Origin of the sequence: Candidatus Nitrohelix vancouverensis (assembly GCA_015698305.1) — a bacterium.
GTDB lineage: Bacteria > Nitrospinota > Nitrospinia > Nitrospinales > VA-1 > Nitrohelix > Nitrohelix vancouverensis.
This window is the reverse complement of the sequence record CP048620.1, coordinates 2,121,726-2,139,081: the sequence shown is the minus strand read 5'-3', so window position 1 is coordinate 2,139,081 and position 17,356 is coordinate 2,121,726. Positions and strand designations below refer to the sequence as shown.

Below are 17,356 nucleotides of genomic sequence, written 5' to 3'. Positions count from 1 at the left end.
GGGGGGCTTTGCCCCTTAACTATAAAATCTCTTTAATCCCGCGGGGGGCTTTGCCCCTTGACTATAAAATCTCTTTAATTCCGCGGATCGCCTGTCGGATACGGTGTTCGTTTTCTACCAGCGAAAATCGTAAAAAATGATCGCCGCCTTCTCCGAAGCCCGCGCCGGGAGCCGCCGCTACTTTGGCTCGTTTCAATAACAGTTTCGAAAATTCCAACGAACCCATCGCTTTATATTCATCGGGAATTTCCGCCCAAACCATCATAGATGCTTTCGGAGGTTCCACTTTCCAGCCGATACGGTTGAGGCCTTCGCAGAACACATCGCGGCGGCTCTTGTAAACCCGTCGAATTTCTTCGACGCAATCACGCGGCCCGTTGAGCGCGACGGTCGCGGCGATCTGAATGGGTTGAAACATACCGTAATCCTGATAGCTTTTGATACGCGCAAGCGCATGAATGATTTCTTTATTGCCAACGCAAAAGCCCACGCGCCAGCCAGCCATATTGTAACTCTTGGACATCGTGAAAAATTCAACGCCAACGTCCTTCGCTCCCTTCGCCTGTAAAAAACTCGGAGCCTTGTAATCGTCAAACACCAGATCGCCGTAAGCAAAATCATGAATCACGATCAAGTTATGCTCTTTGGCGAAATCGACTATTTTCTCGAAAAAATCCAGATCCACCGTCGTCGTCGTTGGATTGTGCGGGAAATTGATGATGATCGCTTTGGGGCGCGGCCAATTGCTCTTGAAAGTGTTCAGCAGAGAATCAAAAAATTCATTTCCGTCCCCTATCGGCACATGGTTCACGTCTCCATTCGCCAGAATGAATGCGTAGGTATGAATCGGATAAGTCGGCGTCGGAGCCAGAATCGAGTCGCCCGGACTGGTGATCGCCATCGCCAGATGCGACAAACCTTCTTTCGATCCAATCGTCGCGATCGCCTCCGAGTCCGGGTCCAGATCCACCTGAAAATTTCTTTTATACCAATCGGTGATCGCCAGCCTCAGCTTGTAAATTCCCTTCGATTGGGAATAGCGATGATTGGTCTCTTTCTGCGCCGCTTCGCACAATTTATCGACGATATGTTTGGGCGTGGGCATATCTGGATTGCCCATCCCAAAATCGATGATATCCTCTCCGCGTCGACGCGCTTCAACTTTCAATTCGTTGACAATGCCGATAACGTAGGGGGGCAACCTCTGTATTCGTGGAAACTCTTTCATGGGGCGGATCAACTCACTAATGTAGCGACCTGGAGTCGGTGAGGGAAAATTGGTAAAATACTTCCTAAAAAAATCGAACGATAATTTATTATTTCAGCTTGAATGTGAATTTGTATCGGAGAGAAAAAGACCTGCCCAAACCTGCGAACGCATAATCTTCGGCCGCCCACATCCTAAAGCAAACATAGCATAAACCAATGCCTTCGGCAACAGAATCAATAGCAAGCGTATTGCCTTTAAGCATGATATTATGGCAAATTTAACGCCCTTTCAACATCGGTAAAAACTTCTATGGACTCTTTGGAAATCATCATTCTGGCGACTCTCCAGGGGTTGACCGAATTTCTTCCAGTCTCCAGTTCGGGTCATCTGATCATTGCGCCGCATTTGTTCGGATTTTCAGACCAGGGTCTGGCGATGGACGCCATTCTGCACCTCGGAACGCTGGCCGCGATTTTCGTCTATTTTCGCAAGGATATTATCGAGCTGGCCCTCTCTCTGCTGGGCCGAGGCAACGATCCGCGTTCCAGAAAACTTGCGATAAATATCCTCATCGCCACCTTTCCCGCCGGGCTGGTCGGCCTTGCAGGGGAAGACTGGATCGAGGCGAATCTGCGCTCGACCCAATTCGTCGCCCTGAATATGATCTTCTGGTCCGGGATATTTCTATGGGCGGACAAACGATCAAAAAATGCGCAGGGAGCGCAGGACGATCCCTTCAACCTGACCCTTAGCGTCGTTCTCATCATAGGCCTGGCGCAAGCGATTGCCCTGCTACCCGGCACCTCTCGTTCCGGGATCACCATCTGCGCCGGATTGTTTTGCGCCATGACCCCCCAAGCGGCGGCGCGGTTTTCATTTCTGCTTGGCAGTCCCATCATCCTTGCCGCCGGCTTGCACAAATTGCTTCAAGTCTCGCCCCAATCGGAAACCCTCTGGGCTCAACCGGAGCAACTCCTTCTGGGACTGGGAGTTTCCTTCCTTGTCGGCGTGTGCGCTATTAAACTGCTGTTTGAAGTGGTTGCCAAATTTGGCCTCCTGCCTTTCATCGTTTATCGCCTGGCTCTCGCCCTACTATTGCTCATCTGGTTTGTATAACAGACTGGCAGAGCGCCTCTACCACAGTTCCAATTAACTGCCTTGCGGGTTTAAAAGTCCTTCTCGCTGACGGGGTGGGTTTTCCCTCCAAATACCGCGACAAATAAGGCTGAACCGAAACAAAATTCCGCTGGTGGCGAGTCTGCAAATTTGCCGGGATTCTCGCAATTAAATGACAAGATTTTGGATCATTATGACGATAAGAACGTATATTAGTAGGATCAACCATTTTTCATACAACATGAGATGTTTCTAAACTGAAACGGCGCCATACAGCCGCTCATTGATGTAAATAACGCAGGTCGCATTAATTGTTTCCAGTCTTGTCAAATCTCCGCGACTCCATAAAGTCTTTTGAACGTTCAAAGACCTATGGAAGTTTTCAGTTTACCTCCATCCGATACCTGCTTTTATTAGCTCTGGTATGGCTTGGGCTGTGCCTCACTCCGCTCATTTCACACGCCGCTGACTATCAGGTCTCTTTGCAGGCGATTGAAGATGGAAAGTTAAAAGAAACCCTGGAGCTGTCGTCAAATCTGTTCCAGCTTCAAAAAGCGCCCCCCTCAACGCTCACCGCGCTCGTTCGTCGGGCCTCTTCGGATCGAATCCGCCTGCGCAAAGTTCTCAAGGCTTTTGGTTTTTTAGCGGGCGATGTCGCGGTCACCATAAACGGCAACAATCTGGACTCGATTGACACGACTCGTATGAACGAGCAGGCGCCTTTTGTCGTTGAACTGAAAATTGCAACAGGCCCACTCTATAGTTTTGGAGAAATCCAGATTCAAGGAATCGAGAATCTGGAAATCGCCGCGCCCTTGCGTTCCGGTGAACCCGCCTTGGCGTCTCATGTGGTTGACGGTGAAAATCAAATCGTCAGAGAACTCAATAATCTGGGATATCCAAAAGCCAGAATATCCAACAGGGAACTTCGCATCAACCACCAGAAACAAACATTGGAACCCTCATTCACAGTCGATACCGGCCCCAGAGTTCAAATGGGCGATCTGATCGTGAAGGGCAATCAAAACACAAGAACTGAATTCATAACGGAGCGTAAAACCTGGGAAACCGGAGATCTGTACAATCCCGAGAAACTGCAGAAATTCCGCTCCGATTTACTGGGGCTCGATATCTTTTCCTCGGCACGACTGGATCTTGAAGAAATCCCGGCAACTGATAAAGCGAGCGATCAATATCAGTCCCCTATCACTCTTGGCCTGGAAGAAAAGCCTGCAAGATTTTTTGGCTTTGGAGCGGATGCAACGACCACCGAGGGAAGCAGTGTTCGGGCCTTTTGGGGGCACCGGAATTTCCTGGGAGGCGGAGAGAAATTCCGCATCACAGGCCGCGTCAGCAGAATCGGGAAAAATGATTTTGATCAGATCAATAACTATCTGGAATCAAATTTGTTTGTTCCCGACTGGCTGGATCGGCATCAGAATCTGATCATGAACAGCAGTCTGGAGAATGAGCATTTTGACGCCTTTGACAGGAAAGCATTCACCGGTTTTGCCGGATTAGAGAGAAAATTCACTCAGGCCTTATCGCTGAAAGGCGGCTTGCAGGGAGAAGTCTCCAACGTCGAGAATCAGGACGGTCAGGAAGATTTTGTCCTCATGGGATTTCCAGTCGACTTGAAATACGATACCCGGGACGACCTTCTCGATCCGCGAAGCGGCGTGTCGAACCAGCTTTCCGTAGCGCCCTACCTCACCCTGGTCGGTTCCGGTGTCGGCTTCACGAAAACCCGCATCTCTGGCAAGGCCTATCACTCTCTCGACGACAAGGGCCATTTTGTTCTCGCCGGACGCGCTGTTATCGGAGGCATCAGCGGCAACACCCTGACAGAAATTCCATCCGACAAACGCTTCTTTGCAGGAGGAGGCGGGTCTATCCGCGGTTATGAATTCCAATCGGTTGGCCCTCTGGAATCCAACGGAGACCCCGAGGGCGGGCGGAGTCTTCTCGAAGTAGGGCTGGAACTGCGCATGCGCTACAAAGATTTTGGGATCGTACCGTTCATCGACGGCGGTAACGTGTTCACGTCGGATTGGCCCGATCTTGATGAAGACCTGCAATGGGGAGCGGGACTGGGCTTGCGTTATTACACTCCGGTCGGACCGGTGCGTCTGGACGTCGCCTTCCCCGTGAATCGTCGCCCAGAGGTTGATGATAGCATCGCTTTTTATATCAGCATCGGTCAAACCTTCTAGTTATGTCAATGAAACCCACATTCAGAAAAATTGGAATTGGCGCAGGGATTGGTCTGACCGCAATACTCCTGCTGCTGCTCGCCGCATGGGGCTGGATTCAGACCCCGCAAGGAAAATCCAGCCTTGCCAGTCTGATTGAGAGTGCGCTGAGCGATGCGGAACATCGCGTGACCATCGGGAAACTGGATGGAAGCCTGCCTATAGAATGGAGGCTCTCTGACATTCAGCTATCCGACAATGCAGGAACAATCGCGTCCGTGGATCGCCTGCATGTTCGATGGACGCCTGCAATGCTTCTGTCTAAAGTGGTCTCGGTGAGCGATATCTCAATGGGACGGGTGAATCTTTACAAAACCGGCTCTTCGAATCCCCCGGACTCTGCGTCCCAGCCCGGCGCCGCAACCCCCTTGTCAAAAATTCCTGCCACCTGGTCTTTGTTGCTGGAAAACTTTTCGATTGAGCATATTCATATCGCTCCAGAGATTCTGGGTCATCCAGTAGACGCCTCATTCAAATCCAAAATAGAATTTCAAGATATCGAACGCGGGCTTTCTCTTGAGTTTGATCTCCAGCGTATTGACGACACGGATGGAATTGTAAAAGCTCAGATTCTGTTCAAGCCCGCTCAGGAAACGATTCACCTGGCAATGTCAGCGCATGAGCCGGAGTCCGGTATTCTGGTGCGCTTGCTCAACATTCCCGGCTTGCCAAAATTTGACGCAACAATCATCGGGCAAGGCGGGCTGAGCGATTGGCAGGGAGATTTAAAAGTTTCTGCAGGCAAGGATCTGACCGTCGAAGGCGGCTTGGGACTCAACGCTAAGGATATGAAACGCCCAGAGTTGACCCTGAATCTTGACTCGAATGTCGCTCTGATGTTGGCGCCCGAGCTTCAGCCTCTGCTGGCTAAAAGCAATACGCGGCTTCGTCTCGCTTTGGAATCCCCACAAAGCTTGCAGATCGAATCTTTGGACATCAGCGCCGCCGCAGGCAAATTGAAACTGGCGGGAGCCGTGAAACTGGACGATCAACACCTAAAACTGTCTTACGCCATTGAGCCTCAAGCATCCAGCGTCTACTCCGATTTCACTCAAGGCCTTGCATGGAGTTCTATGAGCATCAAGGGAACAGCGAGGGGAACGACCGATCGGCCCGAATTGATCGCCCAAATAACTGCGCAAAAAACGACTTATGAAAACTATGCGCTGGATACCCTCTCTTCCGAAATCAAACTCGCTCCGGCTTCGGCGACGGGCAAGACGCTCTGGGCCATCGCCAGCAAGGCATCGCTTAAGGGGATGAAAACTTCAGACCCAAAACTCGACGCACTGGCAGAGCAAATCGAAATGAAATTGCAGGGGGAACTCGACCCTGAAAAAGGCAATCTTTCCATACAAACGGCAAAACTTGATATTCCCTCTGGCGCCATGGAACTGTCAGGGACGGTCACAGACTGGGGACGCCGCCTGCAACTGGCGCAGAAAATTTCAGCGCCGGATCTGAAAGCCTTCGCCTCCTTGTTACCGACTCCGGTCGAAGGATCGCTCGTCGCCTCTCTCAACAGCGATATCCGCGATCACGGTCAAAACGTCTCGTCTCAAATCACAGGGACGATTGAAAATATCAAAACCGATCAACTTGCTCTCGACCGTATGGCGGGAAAACGACTCGCCTTCTCCGCGAACATTGCGAAAGACGCATCGGGAGCGATCCATTCAGATCGCTGGAAAATTACAGGCGCCTCTGTTGAAGCTCAAGGCCATGGAACCTTGAACGCCGACCAAACGCTGACCGCAGAGACGCATTTCCATCTGGCACGACTTGATGAGCTACCGCTCGACCGACCTGTGCAAGGTTCCGCCAGCATCAGCATTTTAGCCAAAGGTTCGATAGCGAATCCTGAATTGAATATCGAATTGAGCTCAGAGCAATTGTCGATTGAAGAAACGAGCGTTCAGAACTTGCGACTGACGACCACTGTAAGACATCCTTTCGCTGAACCTGCAGGGAGTTTTCAGGGAACCGTCTCCTGGCAGGACCGGCCCCTGCAATGGAGTTCGCATTACGCGGTCAAACCGGGCGAACTGATACGACTCGAACAATTAAAATTTTCTGGATTGCAATCCACAATAGAAGGCGATCTCGAATACAGTATCGCAGAAGGCATCGCCAAGGGTTCTCTCAGGGGAGTCCTAAGCGACAGTCTCGCCTTCGAACAGTGGACCGGTCAGGCTGTCTCAGGTCGCTGGGAATTCAAGGTCGATCTCGCAGATCAAGAGGGTCAATCCGTATCCTTGACAGCTAATGGAAGCGGCATCAAAAACCAGGAACCTGAAAACTGGAGCATTGAATCGGCCTCTCTATCTGCAAAGCTGAAGGACGTTTTGCGCTCTCCCAGCATCGACGCGCAAATGCAGGCTAACAATATTGTTTTACAAAATAATAAAATGCAGGTGAGCGAATCCAAAGCAGAGATCAAAGGCGACTTGAATCTTATCGACTGGAGCGGAACGGCAAAAGGCGCCAGCAATGTGAATTTTGAAATCGCAAGCGCCGGGTCCTTCGATCAAAAAGACGCTCAAATGAATCTTCTGGTTTCAAAGATGAACGGGAGCTATGGCGCGATTCCATTCAAACTGACGCAACCGCTCACTGCGTCTAAAAATTCACAACTAATCTCAATGCAGGGAATGAAACTGCAGGTCGCAAGCGGCGAATTGCTTGGCGATCTGAGCCTGCAGGCTGAAAAAAACAAGGCTCAGTTTTTAATCCGACAATTCCCGCTCGACCTTGCGGGAATGATTTTACCCGACCTCAAAGTCTCCGGAAAACTGGACGGAGAAGTCATACTCACGGGGACCTTGAAAGAACCGATTGGCAGAATTCATCTGCTCGCCACTGATACGGGATTCGAGATCGAATCGGGCCTGAACCTGGATCAGGGCGTCTACGAAGTCAAAGCCGACTGGCAGAAACAAAAATTGCGTCTGGAATCCAAACTGTCTCAGCCTGTTCTCGGAACGGTGAATCTCACAGGGCTCGCCCCTCTCGTTTGGAACCCTGCCGACAAAACGGCGCACATCCCTCAAGACCAGCCCTTAAAAGGAAACGCCGAGGGACGCATGGATCTGAAAGTCTGGAATGATTATTTTTCGGCTGAAGGCGAATCGGTCGCAGGAAAACTCGATTTCAAAACCGATCTGGCTGGAACCTGGTTGCAACCACAATTCAGCGGCAAGGTGTCCCTGGACGATGGGAAATACGAAAACATGCTGTATGGAACCGCGCTCCATGCAATCACAATGCGGATCGTCGGAGACGCCGAATCGATGCGTATGGAAAGTTTCAGCGCCACAACCCCGGGCGACGGCAATCTTTCCGGGAACGGCGTCATTCACCTGACCTCTCTGGAAAGATTCGACGCGGAATTGAACCTGAAAATTGATAAAGCTCAATTCGTTGGTCTCGACTCGCTGACCGCTAAAACTTCTGGGACAATCAACGTTAAGGGCAATCAGGAGTTGATGACCGTAAAAGGGGAAATCATCATCGATCAAGCCGATATTCGCATTCCGGATCGACTGCCCGCACAGGTTGTCATTCTGGAGTATGTGGAGGTCGGCTCCGAAAGTACAACGCCGCAGAATTCTGAAGACAAGCAGATCAAACTGTTCAATCCGGTGTTCGACCTGAAAGTAACAGCCAACAACCAAGTGTATGTACGCGGGTCTGGCTTAAACGCCGAGCTGAACGCCGACTGTCTGATTACCGGAACGCTTGCGGAACCGAACGTCTCCGGGAAACTGTCCCTCAAACAGGGAACCCTTGATTTTCTGGGCAAACGTATGACCTTCAGTCGCGGCGTGATTGGCCTGGACGGCGCTCCAAAGAAACCGCCGACGCTGGACTTTAAAGCGGATATTGCGGGTAAAAATGTCACCTTGCATGCACTGGTCACCGGCACAGTTTCCCAGCCACAAATAAAAATCGATTCCACCCCCGAGATTCCCAAAGACGAGGCGCTCTCTCAATTGCTATTTGGTAAAAGCTCATCAACCTTGTCCCCACTGGAAGCGGTGCAACTGGTCGATGCAACGGCGCAATTAGCGGGAATGAATACCGGAAGCAGTCAACTCATGGACGATGTGCGCAACTCCCTCGGACTCGACAAACTCAGCGTCAACAGCAACAATCCTTCCGGAGCCACCCAAATCGAAGGAGGTCGATATATATCAGAAAAGGTATACGTTGGCGTCAAAGAAACCATGGGCACGGAAACCAGTTCCGCAACCGTTCAGGTAGAAGTGACTCCAAACATTAATGTGGAAAGTGATATTGGCGGGGAAAATTCGAGGGTGGGTGTGAACATGGAATGGGATTACTGAGAATTTAAAAAGCCTCGGCAGAACGCGATCAAAAACAGACAAAAAAAAACCGGCCCGGGAAAACCCGGACCGGTCTTTAATCAAAGGGAATCAACCACAGTTTACAGAAATCGCGGCCGTACCCGTATTCGTGATTCTTACTTCACCGCTGATGTCGCCCAGCGAATCGCCGCGGCTGAAGTTTTCCTGGCGAGTGAAAGTGACTTTGCTTCGTCCTTTGCTCTGTTTATTCGCCATACCAACGCCTCGCTCACCTTCCAAACCATGGTCATCAGCACCCGTGCCCAAGGTCAGAGGAATCGTCGTGAAATTAGATGATTTCCAAATTACCGCGTTCGCCATATGGTGATCAGCGGCTGATCCAGACCCGGTATTTTCGAGCGTGATGCTGTTTGCATCGTTACAGGAGGTGGAGTCTCCTGGATTCAGGCTCCCCGCAAACGCAGAACCTGCAAAACATACAGAAACCAGTACTACCAGCAAAACAAGTGAGCGTTTCATCATTTTTTTTCTCCCTTACCCGTTAGTTGATATTACACTTAAAAAGTTTAGTTTTTCGTCTCCAAACCCAAATCTGGAAAACTTCCCAAAATCGGTTTGCCGTAGGAAAACATAACCACCGTGTAATCGTTTTTCCTATCTAAAATCCAATTTAAACCTATAAGACTCTTCTGTCAACAATTTTTATCAATAAAGTTCATGAGCAAATTAAATACAGAAACTCTATGTCAACCTTAAAATAAACCTATTAAATAAGATTAGTTACAGAATAGTCCAAACAAGCGCATCTATTATAGGGGTCTGGCAAGAGTCAAGAAACTGCTATAGGAAAAAAGATTCTAATAGGTAGGAATATAAGAGGTGTTAAAATGCCGCCAGAAAAAACGGATCACTGAATTAAACTGCAATTTTCTAAAATGGCGTTCTCCTGAATCACCAAGGGCAGGTTTGTTGATTCCAGACGAACATTCCCCTTAAAAGTGCATCGCCCTTCAAAACGAACATCGCCAACGATCTCCAAAGAAACCAGTTCCTTCATGCAAACCGGCTCAGGAAATCGCTCATGGAAGTCTTCCAGATGCGTGAAACTCTCACTCAATCGTATCTGCGGGAGATCTTGATTCGCAGAGCGGGGCGCTCCACGCTGAAATTCAAAAAGGTCGGAGTGAAGTAATAATAAATCTGAGGTCGTTTTGACAGGCAGGAAACGCTCGCGGGACACGACAAGTCCTCTGGCATTGGGGAAGCAATCCAACGCGGAGCCTAGCGCCGTCTCCAATTGAATGACAGCGACGCCGCCGACTTCCTTATAATTCTTAACTACCTCCAGATCGAATGAGCCTTCTTCCATTCGACTTTTTAAATGCCGCAGGTTAATCCATATATTGTTGGTATTGAAAACCTTGAATTTTGATTGGCCTTGAAACTCTTCGATATGCTCCGAAGGCACGCGAGCAATTTCGAGCAATTTCAAACGCCCATCCTGAACATACAGGGTTCCGCCTTTAACATCCGCTTTGGTTTTTGGAGTCATCTCCATTAAAAAAGGAATGTCTTCCCGGAGCATGCAAGCCAGGATTTTTGGGTCCATCTCCGCGCCCAGATTGTCGGAGTTGGAAACAAACAGGATATCCCTGCCTTCTTGCAACAGCGCATCGATCATGCCCTGGCGATAAAAACAATTGAACAAATCGCCGTGCCCCGGCGGGTACCAGGCCTCTTTACCAAACTCCCCCTCGTCCAGCGCCTGTTTTGTTTCAGAGTGAATTCTAGGGAATTTATTTTGCAAAACCATTTCCACGCGCACGCCGGAGGAACCGTTTGCGATGACCTGCCGCGTCTCTTCATCCGTGTAAAAACTGTTCATCAAAATCAGGGGAATGTCGCTGCCGGCCTGTTCATTCAAGCAACGAATTTGTTGCAGGATCAATTCCAGAAAGGAATGCTTTCCCGCAACTTGTATCGTCGATTTGGTCTGCGTGCATCCCATGCTGGTGCCCAGTCCGCCATTCAATTTGCAGACGGCGACGCGATCCAGCAAAGACAAATCCCTGCTGGAGGCGTCCGGCAAAGATTCATAAGGGATCATTTCCGAAGCGCTCGGGGATTCAAGGGCATGCCAGTCCAGTCTCTGTGCTTCCTGCGAGAAACAACGCGAAAACAAACGCATAAACTCCGTTTTTTCCGGATCGTCCAGAGGTAGGTCCGTATCAGAATTCGGAAAGCTCTTTTTATTCATCAATTCTTTTTCCGCTTCAAAAGCTGTATGTTACTATCATTTCATAATAGCGGCTCGATGCAAACTGGAGCGGCAGGGCATACCCGGGGCTTGCAAGGGGAATCCATTCACACCTCGCCCATCGACCTCAAACTAATCTTAGCAAACTCATCCATGAACAACAAAACGGCTAACGGAAAATCCTCCGTTGAAAAAATCTCCGAAAAGGAAGCCATCAAAGAGGCCTTCTGTTCGCATCTCAAATACAGTCTGGCCACCACTCAGGAAAACGCAACGCCGCTGGAACGATTCACCAGCCTGGCCTACGCGATCCGAAATTTCCTGTTGGAAAAATGGACCCACACTCAAAAGACCTATTATGAGAATGGAACCAAACAAGTCAATTATCTTTCGATGGAATATTTGATCGGTCGCCTGCTCTATCAAAACGTCATCAACCTCGGATTGACCGAAGAGCTCAAATTGGCAATGGAAGAACTGGGCGAAGACCTCGGAGCGATCGAGGAAGTCGAGCTGGAAGCGGGACTGGGCAATGGCGGTCTGGGACGTTTGGCGGCTTGCTTCATGGAATCCATGGCCTCTCTCGACATCCCTGGCTTTGGCTACGGCATTCGTTACGAGTACGGAATTTTCCAGCAGAATATAGAGAACGGTTTCCAGGTCGAACATGCCGACAACTGGTTGCGACTCGGCAACCCCTGGGAAATCCCGCGACCGGAAATCACCTACCCCATCAAATTTTATGGTCGCGTCGAATCGCACACGGAACCCGATGGAAGGATCGCTTTCAACTGGGTCGACACCCACGACGATGTCCTCGCAATGGCCTACGACACGCCCGTTCCGGGATATCAAACGCATACCGTCAACAACCTTCGCCTCTGGAGCGCGCGTTCCACCTGCGATTTCGATTTTGATTTCTTCAATTCCGGCGACTACATCCGCGCCATGACCAGCAAGCAGGAAAGCGAAACCATTTCCAAGGTGCTTTATCCAAACGACAATATTGCGCAAGGTCGTGAGTTGAGATTGAAGCAGGAATATTTTTTCGTGTCCGCGTCGCTTCAAGACCTGTTGAAACGCTACAAACACTTCAATCGCAGTTTTGACGAGTTCAGCGACTTCATGGCCGTGCAGTTGAACGACACGCACCCCTCTCTCGCCGTTCCCGAATTGATGCGCCTGCTGATGGATGAGGAAGGTCTGCCCTGGGACAAAGCCTGGGAGATCACCGTCAGCACGATGGGATACACCAATCACACGGTTCTGCCGGAAGCGTTGGAAAAATGGCCGGTGTCTCTCATGGAGAAAATTCTGCCGCGGCATTTACAAATCATCTATGAGATCAACCACCGTTTTTTACAAAAAATTCGCGTAGAGCAGAATGTAGACGACGCACAGACCCGCGCCCTCTCCCTGATCGAAGAAGGAGATGTTCCACAAGTGCGCATGGCGCATGTGGCGATTGTCGGCAGTCATACCATCAATGGCGTGGCCCAACTGCACAGCAAGATACTCCGGGAACAAATATTCAATAATTTCTACAAGCTCTTTCCCGAACGCTTCATCAATATCACTAACGGAATTTCGCCCCGCATCTGGCTGAAACAATGCAACCCCGGTCTCGAAGCGCTGGTCTCGCAATACACCGGCAAGGCATGGGGGGGCAATCTCGATTCGCTCGAATCGCTCATCGACCACATCGACGACGAAGCGTTCTGTCAACGATGGCGAAGCGTCAAGCGCGACAACAAATTGAGACTGATCGAACAGGTTCAGAAAACGCTTGGCGTTCAGCTCAACCCCGACTCAATTTTTGACGTGCATATCAAGCGCATTCACGAATACAAACGGCAGTTGCTGAATATTCTCCATGCCATCGTTCTTTACACGCGCATCAAAAAAAATCCTGACGGGAAGCGCACGCCGCGAAGCGTTATCTTTGCAGGGAAAGCGGCGCCGGGATATTTTATGGCGAAACGCATCATCAAACTGATCACAAGCGTCGCCGAGAAAATCAATAACGATGCGCAAATCGGAGATGCATTGAAAGTTGTGTTCCTTCCCAATTATTCCGTTTCGCTGGCAGAAAAGATCATCCCTGCGGCGGACCTGTCCCAGCAAATTTCAACTGCCGGAATGGAAGCTTCTGGTACCGGCAACATGAAACTCGCCCTCAATGGCGCGGTGACGCTGGGAACGCTGGATGGAGCGAACATCGAAATACTGGAGGAAGTCGGCGCGGAGAACATCTATATTTTTGGCATGACCGCAGACGAGGTCAAACAATTCAAAACGAGGCGTCATCAACCGGCGCAAGCCGTCGACCCCGAACTGAAAGTTGCGTTGGATATGATCCGCGAGGGCTATTTCTCAAAAGGCGATCCAAATCTCTTTCACCCGATTCTGGACGCTTTGTTCAGTCCCGACGACGCTTATTGCATCCTCGCAGATTTCGCCGATTATTCGCGAGTTCAACTCGAAGCGGAAAATGATTTTATGGATTCGGCGCTCTGGACGCGCAAATCGATCCTGAACTCGATCCATATGGGGCGATTCTCCAGCGATCGTTCCATCGTCGAATATTCGACACGCGTCTGGGGAGTGCATCCAAAGAACGGTTCCTTTCCAGACACATTTGACAAACACATCGAACGGGCTCCCTATGCTTGTCTTTAAAAAAAATATCTACGCCGATGCCGGCGATACGCATCCCGAAAATATCCCCGAGTCCATGGACCCCTATAATTTTTTATTGAATGCCTTGGTCTCGGATCGCAATATCTTCATCAGTCTGCAACATATCGACAAACACCAAAGCCAGGAACAGATCGAGCGCCTGTATCCCCACGCATCACGCTATGGCGACTTGAAGATACTGAACGCGACGTCCAAAAACCTGCTTCAGGGACTGGTCAATCGCGACGCCTGGTTCGCAATGAACGCCTACCACCTGTGTTATTTGTACGATGCGCTCTACGGAATCATGGAGGAATACAGCTACGGGGACATGAATCAACGGATGGAAATGTTTCCCGAAATGGATGGGGAAAACATCAATTTCGACCAGTTTCTGGAAGACTATTTTATTTCGACGGCTTTTTTGATTTCAGAGGAAACTTTCAACTCCATGCCAGCAGAAAATAAAGAAGGCGATATCTTTCAGATTCCCTGCCTGTTCGGGGTCATCAACAAACTGGTTCCCACAGCGGACGAAATCAACCTCACCCAACTCGACTCCAATCCTTACGATCCTTCGCCGGCAAGTTAGGCTAGGCGTCCAGTTCGCTCTCAATCTGACGAATCAACTCGGGATCAAACGGCTCCACTTCGCTGAGAAAATGCGAAACCACCTCGCCTTTTCTCGAAATCAGGAATTTGTGAAAATTCCATTGCACTCCGGCCGGAAGTTGCGGTTTTTTACCCATTAAGAAATAAGCCAGTTTCTTGAAAAATGAAAACAAGGTCGGTTTCAGTCCGCCCGGCGAAACTGCGGGTTTCCCGCAAGCCTGCAGAAACTGGTACAAGGGGTGTGGTTCCGAACCCAGTATTTTCACCTTTTCAAATAAATCGAACTCGACGCCAAACTTGACGCTACAAAATTGTTGAATCGTTTGTTCATCGTCTTCTTCCTGATGCAGAAAATCATTGCAGGGAAATAACAGGATGCGCAAACCGCGCTCGCGATACTTCTGATATAAAGCCTGTAAATCTTTATATTGCGGCGTGTAACCGCATTTTGACGCGCCGTTTACAATCAGCAAAACCTCGTCCTTGTAAGAGGACAAGTCAATTTCATCGCCATTGATTCGACGCGCCTTGAATTCGTGTACAGTATCCATATATAATGTTTGAAGGTGGTAAATAAACCTGATTTCAGTATAATAGTTTTGCTTAAAAACCTCAGTCTCACTCTAATTTCATGCTGGCATTCAAAAAAAATATCTACTCGTCTCAAACTACCGGATCGTTGGACACGCTCGACGCTTTGGGCGCTCCCGCAATCGATCCTGTCGAATTATTACAGATTGCCTTGAAGGATGAAAGGGAAACTATCGACTTTCTCGAACGGCAACCCCGAGATTACTGGCATGAAGACGGCAAAAAATTCTACCCTCATCTATACCGGGTCGGCGGACCGGAAATCATGCGAACCCTTCTCGAAAATCTGCTTGAAGGATTGGAATCCAAATCCTGCTGGCATCATATGAACACCTATCATTACTGTTTTCTTTACAATGTTTTGATCCGCTTCAGCTTCAATTACAACCACGACAATCGGGAAGAGCGCAAGGCGGTCTTGCCGCAACTCAAAGGCGGTCCCTTGAATATCAAGACTTTCATAAAACAGTATTTCAAGGACACAGTGTTCTTGCTCACCCCGGATCAATACAATGCCATGTCGGGTGAAGAGAAACTGAAAAAGGGCTTCGACTGTCCGCATCAATTTGGCGTCATCAACGGTTTGATGCCCACCCGCGAAGAAATGCAACTCCGCCAATCCAACGATTACCCCTACTCTATTTACGTCTGAGTTCATGAATCCAACCGAATTCCTTTCGCGTTGCAACTTCTAATTTTCAGGCTTTCTTCATGCGCCCTGTAGCCCTGGCCAAAGAAATGCAATCGGTGGACGCCCGTTCCATCGAAGCCTACGGCATTCCCGGCATCGTCCTCATGGAAAACGCCGGTCGCGAAATTGTGCGCCTGCTGGAGCGCCGGTGGGACGATATTGCCGACAAAAAATTCATCATCGTCGCCGGTAAAGGCAATAACGGCGGCGACGGCTTCGTCATCGCCAGACACCTCAAAAATTCTGGCGCAACGGTTCGCATCCTGCTCGCGGGCAAGCTGACTGAGATCACCAAAAGCTCTGCGATCAACGCCAACATCGCGCAAAAGATGGAAATTCCCATCATCGAAGCAGGCCCTGACAACTGGGCCTCCCAGCGTCATCATATCCGGCATTGCGACGCGATCATCGACGCCTTGTTTGGCGTCGGCTTGAAACCTCCCCTGCGCGATTTTTATCAGACGGTGGTGGAAAGCCTGAACCAGCAAAACAAATTCATGGTCTCCGTCGACATCCCGTCGGGGCTGGATTCGGACACAGGCCAGATCAGCGGCCCGCATATCAAAGCCGACCTCACCGTCGGATTAGCCTTGTACAAACGCAGTCACCTGCTCTACCCCTCCGCTGGAGAAATGGGGGAAGTCGAAATCGTCGATATTGGCATTCCGCAAAGCGCCGTCGATGAGGAACAGATTCAAGTTTCAATGGTCGAATCGGACGACATCGCGCAATGGGCTCCACACCGCCCCAGTGATTCGCATAAAGGCGTCTACGGTCACGCTCTGGTCGTCGCCGGTTCCAAAGGCAAAACCGGCGCGGCGGGTTTGACCGCTCTGGCCGCCCTGCGTTCCGGTTGCGGGCTGGTCACTCTCGCAATCCCCGAAGATTGCATGGGCTTTGCCGAGCAACTGCCGCTGGAAGTCATGACCGTCGCCCTGCCGCAGAGCAAATCAGGCGCTCTGTCGAGTCAGGCTTTGGATACGATTTTAAAATTGTGCAAGGAGAAATCGGCGCTCGCCATCGGCCCCGGACTTTCGGTTAACGACGACACGATCCGTCTCATGCGCGACCTGCTCCCTGCGCTCTCAATTCCCATGGTGATCGACGCCGATGCGCTCAACAATCTAGAGGGACAAGTCGCCGATGCCTTGAAAGGAGACGCGCCAAAAATCCTGACGCCGCATCCCAAGGAAATGGCGCGCCTGACTGGTCTGAGCGTCGCCGAAATTCAGGCGGATCGCATTGCCGTCGCCTCCCGTTTCGCACAGGAGCATCAGGTCAGCCTGATTTTGAAAGGCGCCTATTCGGTCATCGCCCATACCGACGGACGCTCCTATATCAACCCCACAGGCAACGAAGGCATGGCGACGGCGGGTTCCGGCGACGTCTTGACGGGAATCATTGCGGGTCTGTTGGCGCAGGGAATCGACGCCGACAAGGCCGCCCTGTCCGGCGCCTATCTGCACGGGTATGCGGGCGATTTATACGCATCGCGAAACGGAAGCGTGAGCCTGATCGCCAGCGATATCATCAATGCCTTGCCGGAATGCATTCGATCGATTTATAAATAGCTTGCGAGTCCTTCGGCGCATCGGCGCGCCCCGACAATCCAAGACGAAC

At 50.4% G+C, this 17,356-nt stretch carries 11 protein-coding genes; 7 read left to right on the top strand and 4 right to left on the bottom strand.

Annotated features, from left to right (window positions below; genetic code table 11):
* Positions 1–61 precede the first annotated feature (61 nt).
* Entirely contained in the window at positions 62–1,228 is a 1,167-nt protein-coding gene (locus G3M78_09855) for an aminotransferase class I/II-fold pyridoxal phosphate-dependent enzyme (GenBank protein ID QPJ65679.1), read from the bottom strand.
* A 291-nt stretch (positions 1,229–1,519) separates the two neighbouring features.
* Here G3M78_09855 and G3M78_09850 point away from each other — a divergent pair, with 291 nt between their 5' ends.
* The 3 genes from G3M78_09850 (at position 1,520) to G3M78_09840 (ending at position 8,924) form a co-directional block, all read left to right on the top strand.
* Entirely contained in the window at positions 1,520–2,326 is an 807-nt protein-coding gene (locus G3M78_09850) for an undecaprenyl-diphosphate phosphatase (GenBank protein ID QPJ65678.1), read from the top strand.
* 323 nt (positions 2,327–2,649) lie between these two features.
* A complete protein-coding gene (locus G3M78_09845; protein QPJ65677.1) occupies positions 2,650–4,539 on the top strand; it encodes an outer membrane protein assembly factor in 1,890 nt (629 codons plus the stop codon).
* A gap of 8 nt (positions 4,540–4,547) precedes the next feature.
* The gene (locus tag G3M78_09840; protein ID QPJ65676.1) at positions 4,548–8,924 is read left to right on the top strand and encodes a hypothetical protein; all 4,377 of its coding nucleotides are present in this window, start codon (positions 4,548–4,550) and stop codon (positions 8,922–8,924) included.
* A 90-nt stretch (positions 8,925–9,014) separates the two neighbouring features.
* Here the strand turns inward: G3M78_09840 and G3M78_09835 are convergent, their stop codons facing one another.
* Both G3M78_09835 and G3M78_09830 read right to left on the bottom strand, forming a co-directional pair.
* On the bottom strand, positions 9,015–9,428 hold the full coding sequence (locus G3M78_09835; GenBank protein QPJ65675.1) for a hypothetical protein: 414 nt from the start codon (positions 9,426–9,428) through the stop codon (positions 9,015–9,017).
* Positions 9,429–9,813: 385 nt separating this feature from the next.
* On the bottom strand, positions 9,814–11,163 hold the full coding sequence (locus G3M78_09830; protein ID QPJ65674.1) for a UTP--glucose-1-phosphate uridylyltransferase: 1,350 nt from the start codon (positions 11,161–11,163) through the stop codon (positions 9,814–9,816).
* Positions 11,164–11,316: 153 nt separating this feature from the next.
* On the opposite strand from G3M78_09830, the gene G3M78_09825 reads away from it, so the two are divergent.
* Positions 11,317–13,842: a glycogen/starch/alpha-glucan phosphorylase gene (locus G3M78_09825; GenBank protein QPJ66827.1), complete on the top strand. Its 2,526-nt coding sequence runs from the start codon at positions 11,317–11,319 to the stop codon at positions 13,840–13,842.
* Positions 13,829–14,434: a hypothetical protein gene (locus G3M78_09820; GenBank protein ID QPJ65673.1), complete on the top strand. Its 606-nt coding sequence runs from the start codon at positions 13,829–13,831 to the stop codon at positions 14,432–14,434. Before G3M78_09825 ends, G3M78_09820 begins: the two co-directional genes overlap by 14 nt.
* A 1-nt stretch (position 14,435) precedes the next feature.
* On the opposite strand, the gene G3M78_09815 is transcribed toward G3M78_09820, so the two are convergent.
* Positions 14,436–15,005, bottom strand: coding sequence for a glutathione peroxidase (locus tag G3M78_09815; protein ID QPJ65672.1), 570 nt, complete (start codon positions 15,003–15,005; stop codon positions 14,436–14,438).
* An 80-nt stretch (positions 15,006–15,085) separates the two neighbouring features.
* Between G3M78_09815 and G3M78_09810 the strand changes: the two genes are divergently transcribed.
* Positions 15,086–15,697, top strand: a complete 612-nt coding sequence (locus G3M78_09810) for a hypothetical protein (protein QPJ65671.1) — start codon at positions 15,086–15,088, stop codon at positions 15,695–15,697.
* Between the two features lie 59 nt (positions 15,698–15,756).
* Positions 15,757–17,307 (top strand): NAD(P)H-hydrate dehydratase, encoded by a 1,551-nt coding sequence (locus G3M78_09805; GenBank protein QPJ65670.1) that lies wholly within the window; start codon positions 15,757–15,759, stop codon positions 17,305–17,307.
* Positions 17,308–17,356 lie beyond the last annotated feature (49 nt).

Coding starts and splice junctions, on each gene's coding strand:
- G3M78_09855 (QPJ65679.1), bottom strand. CDS start 1,228: ATGAAAGAGTTTCCACGAATACAGAGGTTGCCCCCCTACGTTATCGGC.
- G3M78_09850 (QPJ65678.1), top strand. CDS start 1,520: ATGGACTCTTTGGAAATCATCATTCTGGCGACTCTCCAGGGGTTGACC.
- G3M78_09840 (QPJ65676.1), top strand. CDS start 4,548: ATGAAACCCACATTCAGAAAAATTGGAATTGGCGCAGGGATTGGTCTG.
- G3M78_09835 (QPJ65675.1), bottom strand. CDS start 9,428: ATGATGAAACGCTCACTTGTTTTGCTGGTAGTACTGGTTTCTGTATGT.
- G3M78_09830 (QPJ65674.1), bottom strand. CDS start 11,163: ATGAATAAAAAGAGCTTTCCGAATTCTGATACGGACCTACCTCTGGAC.
- G3M78_09825 (QPJ66827.1), top strand. CDS start 11,317: ATGAACAACAAAACGGCTAACGGAAAATCCTCCGTTGAAAAAATCTCC.
- G3M78_09820 (QPJ65673.1), top strand. CDS start 13,829: ATGCTTGTCTTTAAAAAAAATATCTACGCCGATGCCGGCGATACGCAT.
- G3M78_09815 (QPJ65672.1), bottom strand. CDS start 15,005: ATGGATACTGTACACGAATTCAAGGCGCGTCGAATCAATGGCGATGAA.
- G3M78_09810 (QPJ65671.1), top strand. CDS start 15,086: ATGCTGGCATTCAAAAAAAATATCTACTCGTCTCAAACTACCGGATCG.
- G3M78_09805 (QPJ65670.1), top strand. CDS start 15,757: ATGCGCCCTGTAGCCCTGGCCAAAGAAATGCAATCGGTGGACGCCCGT.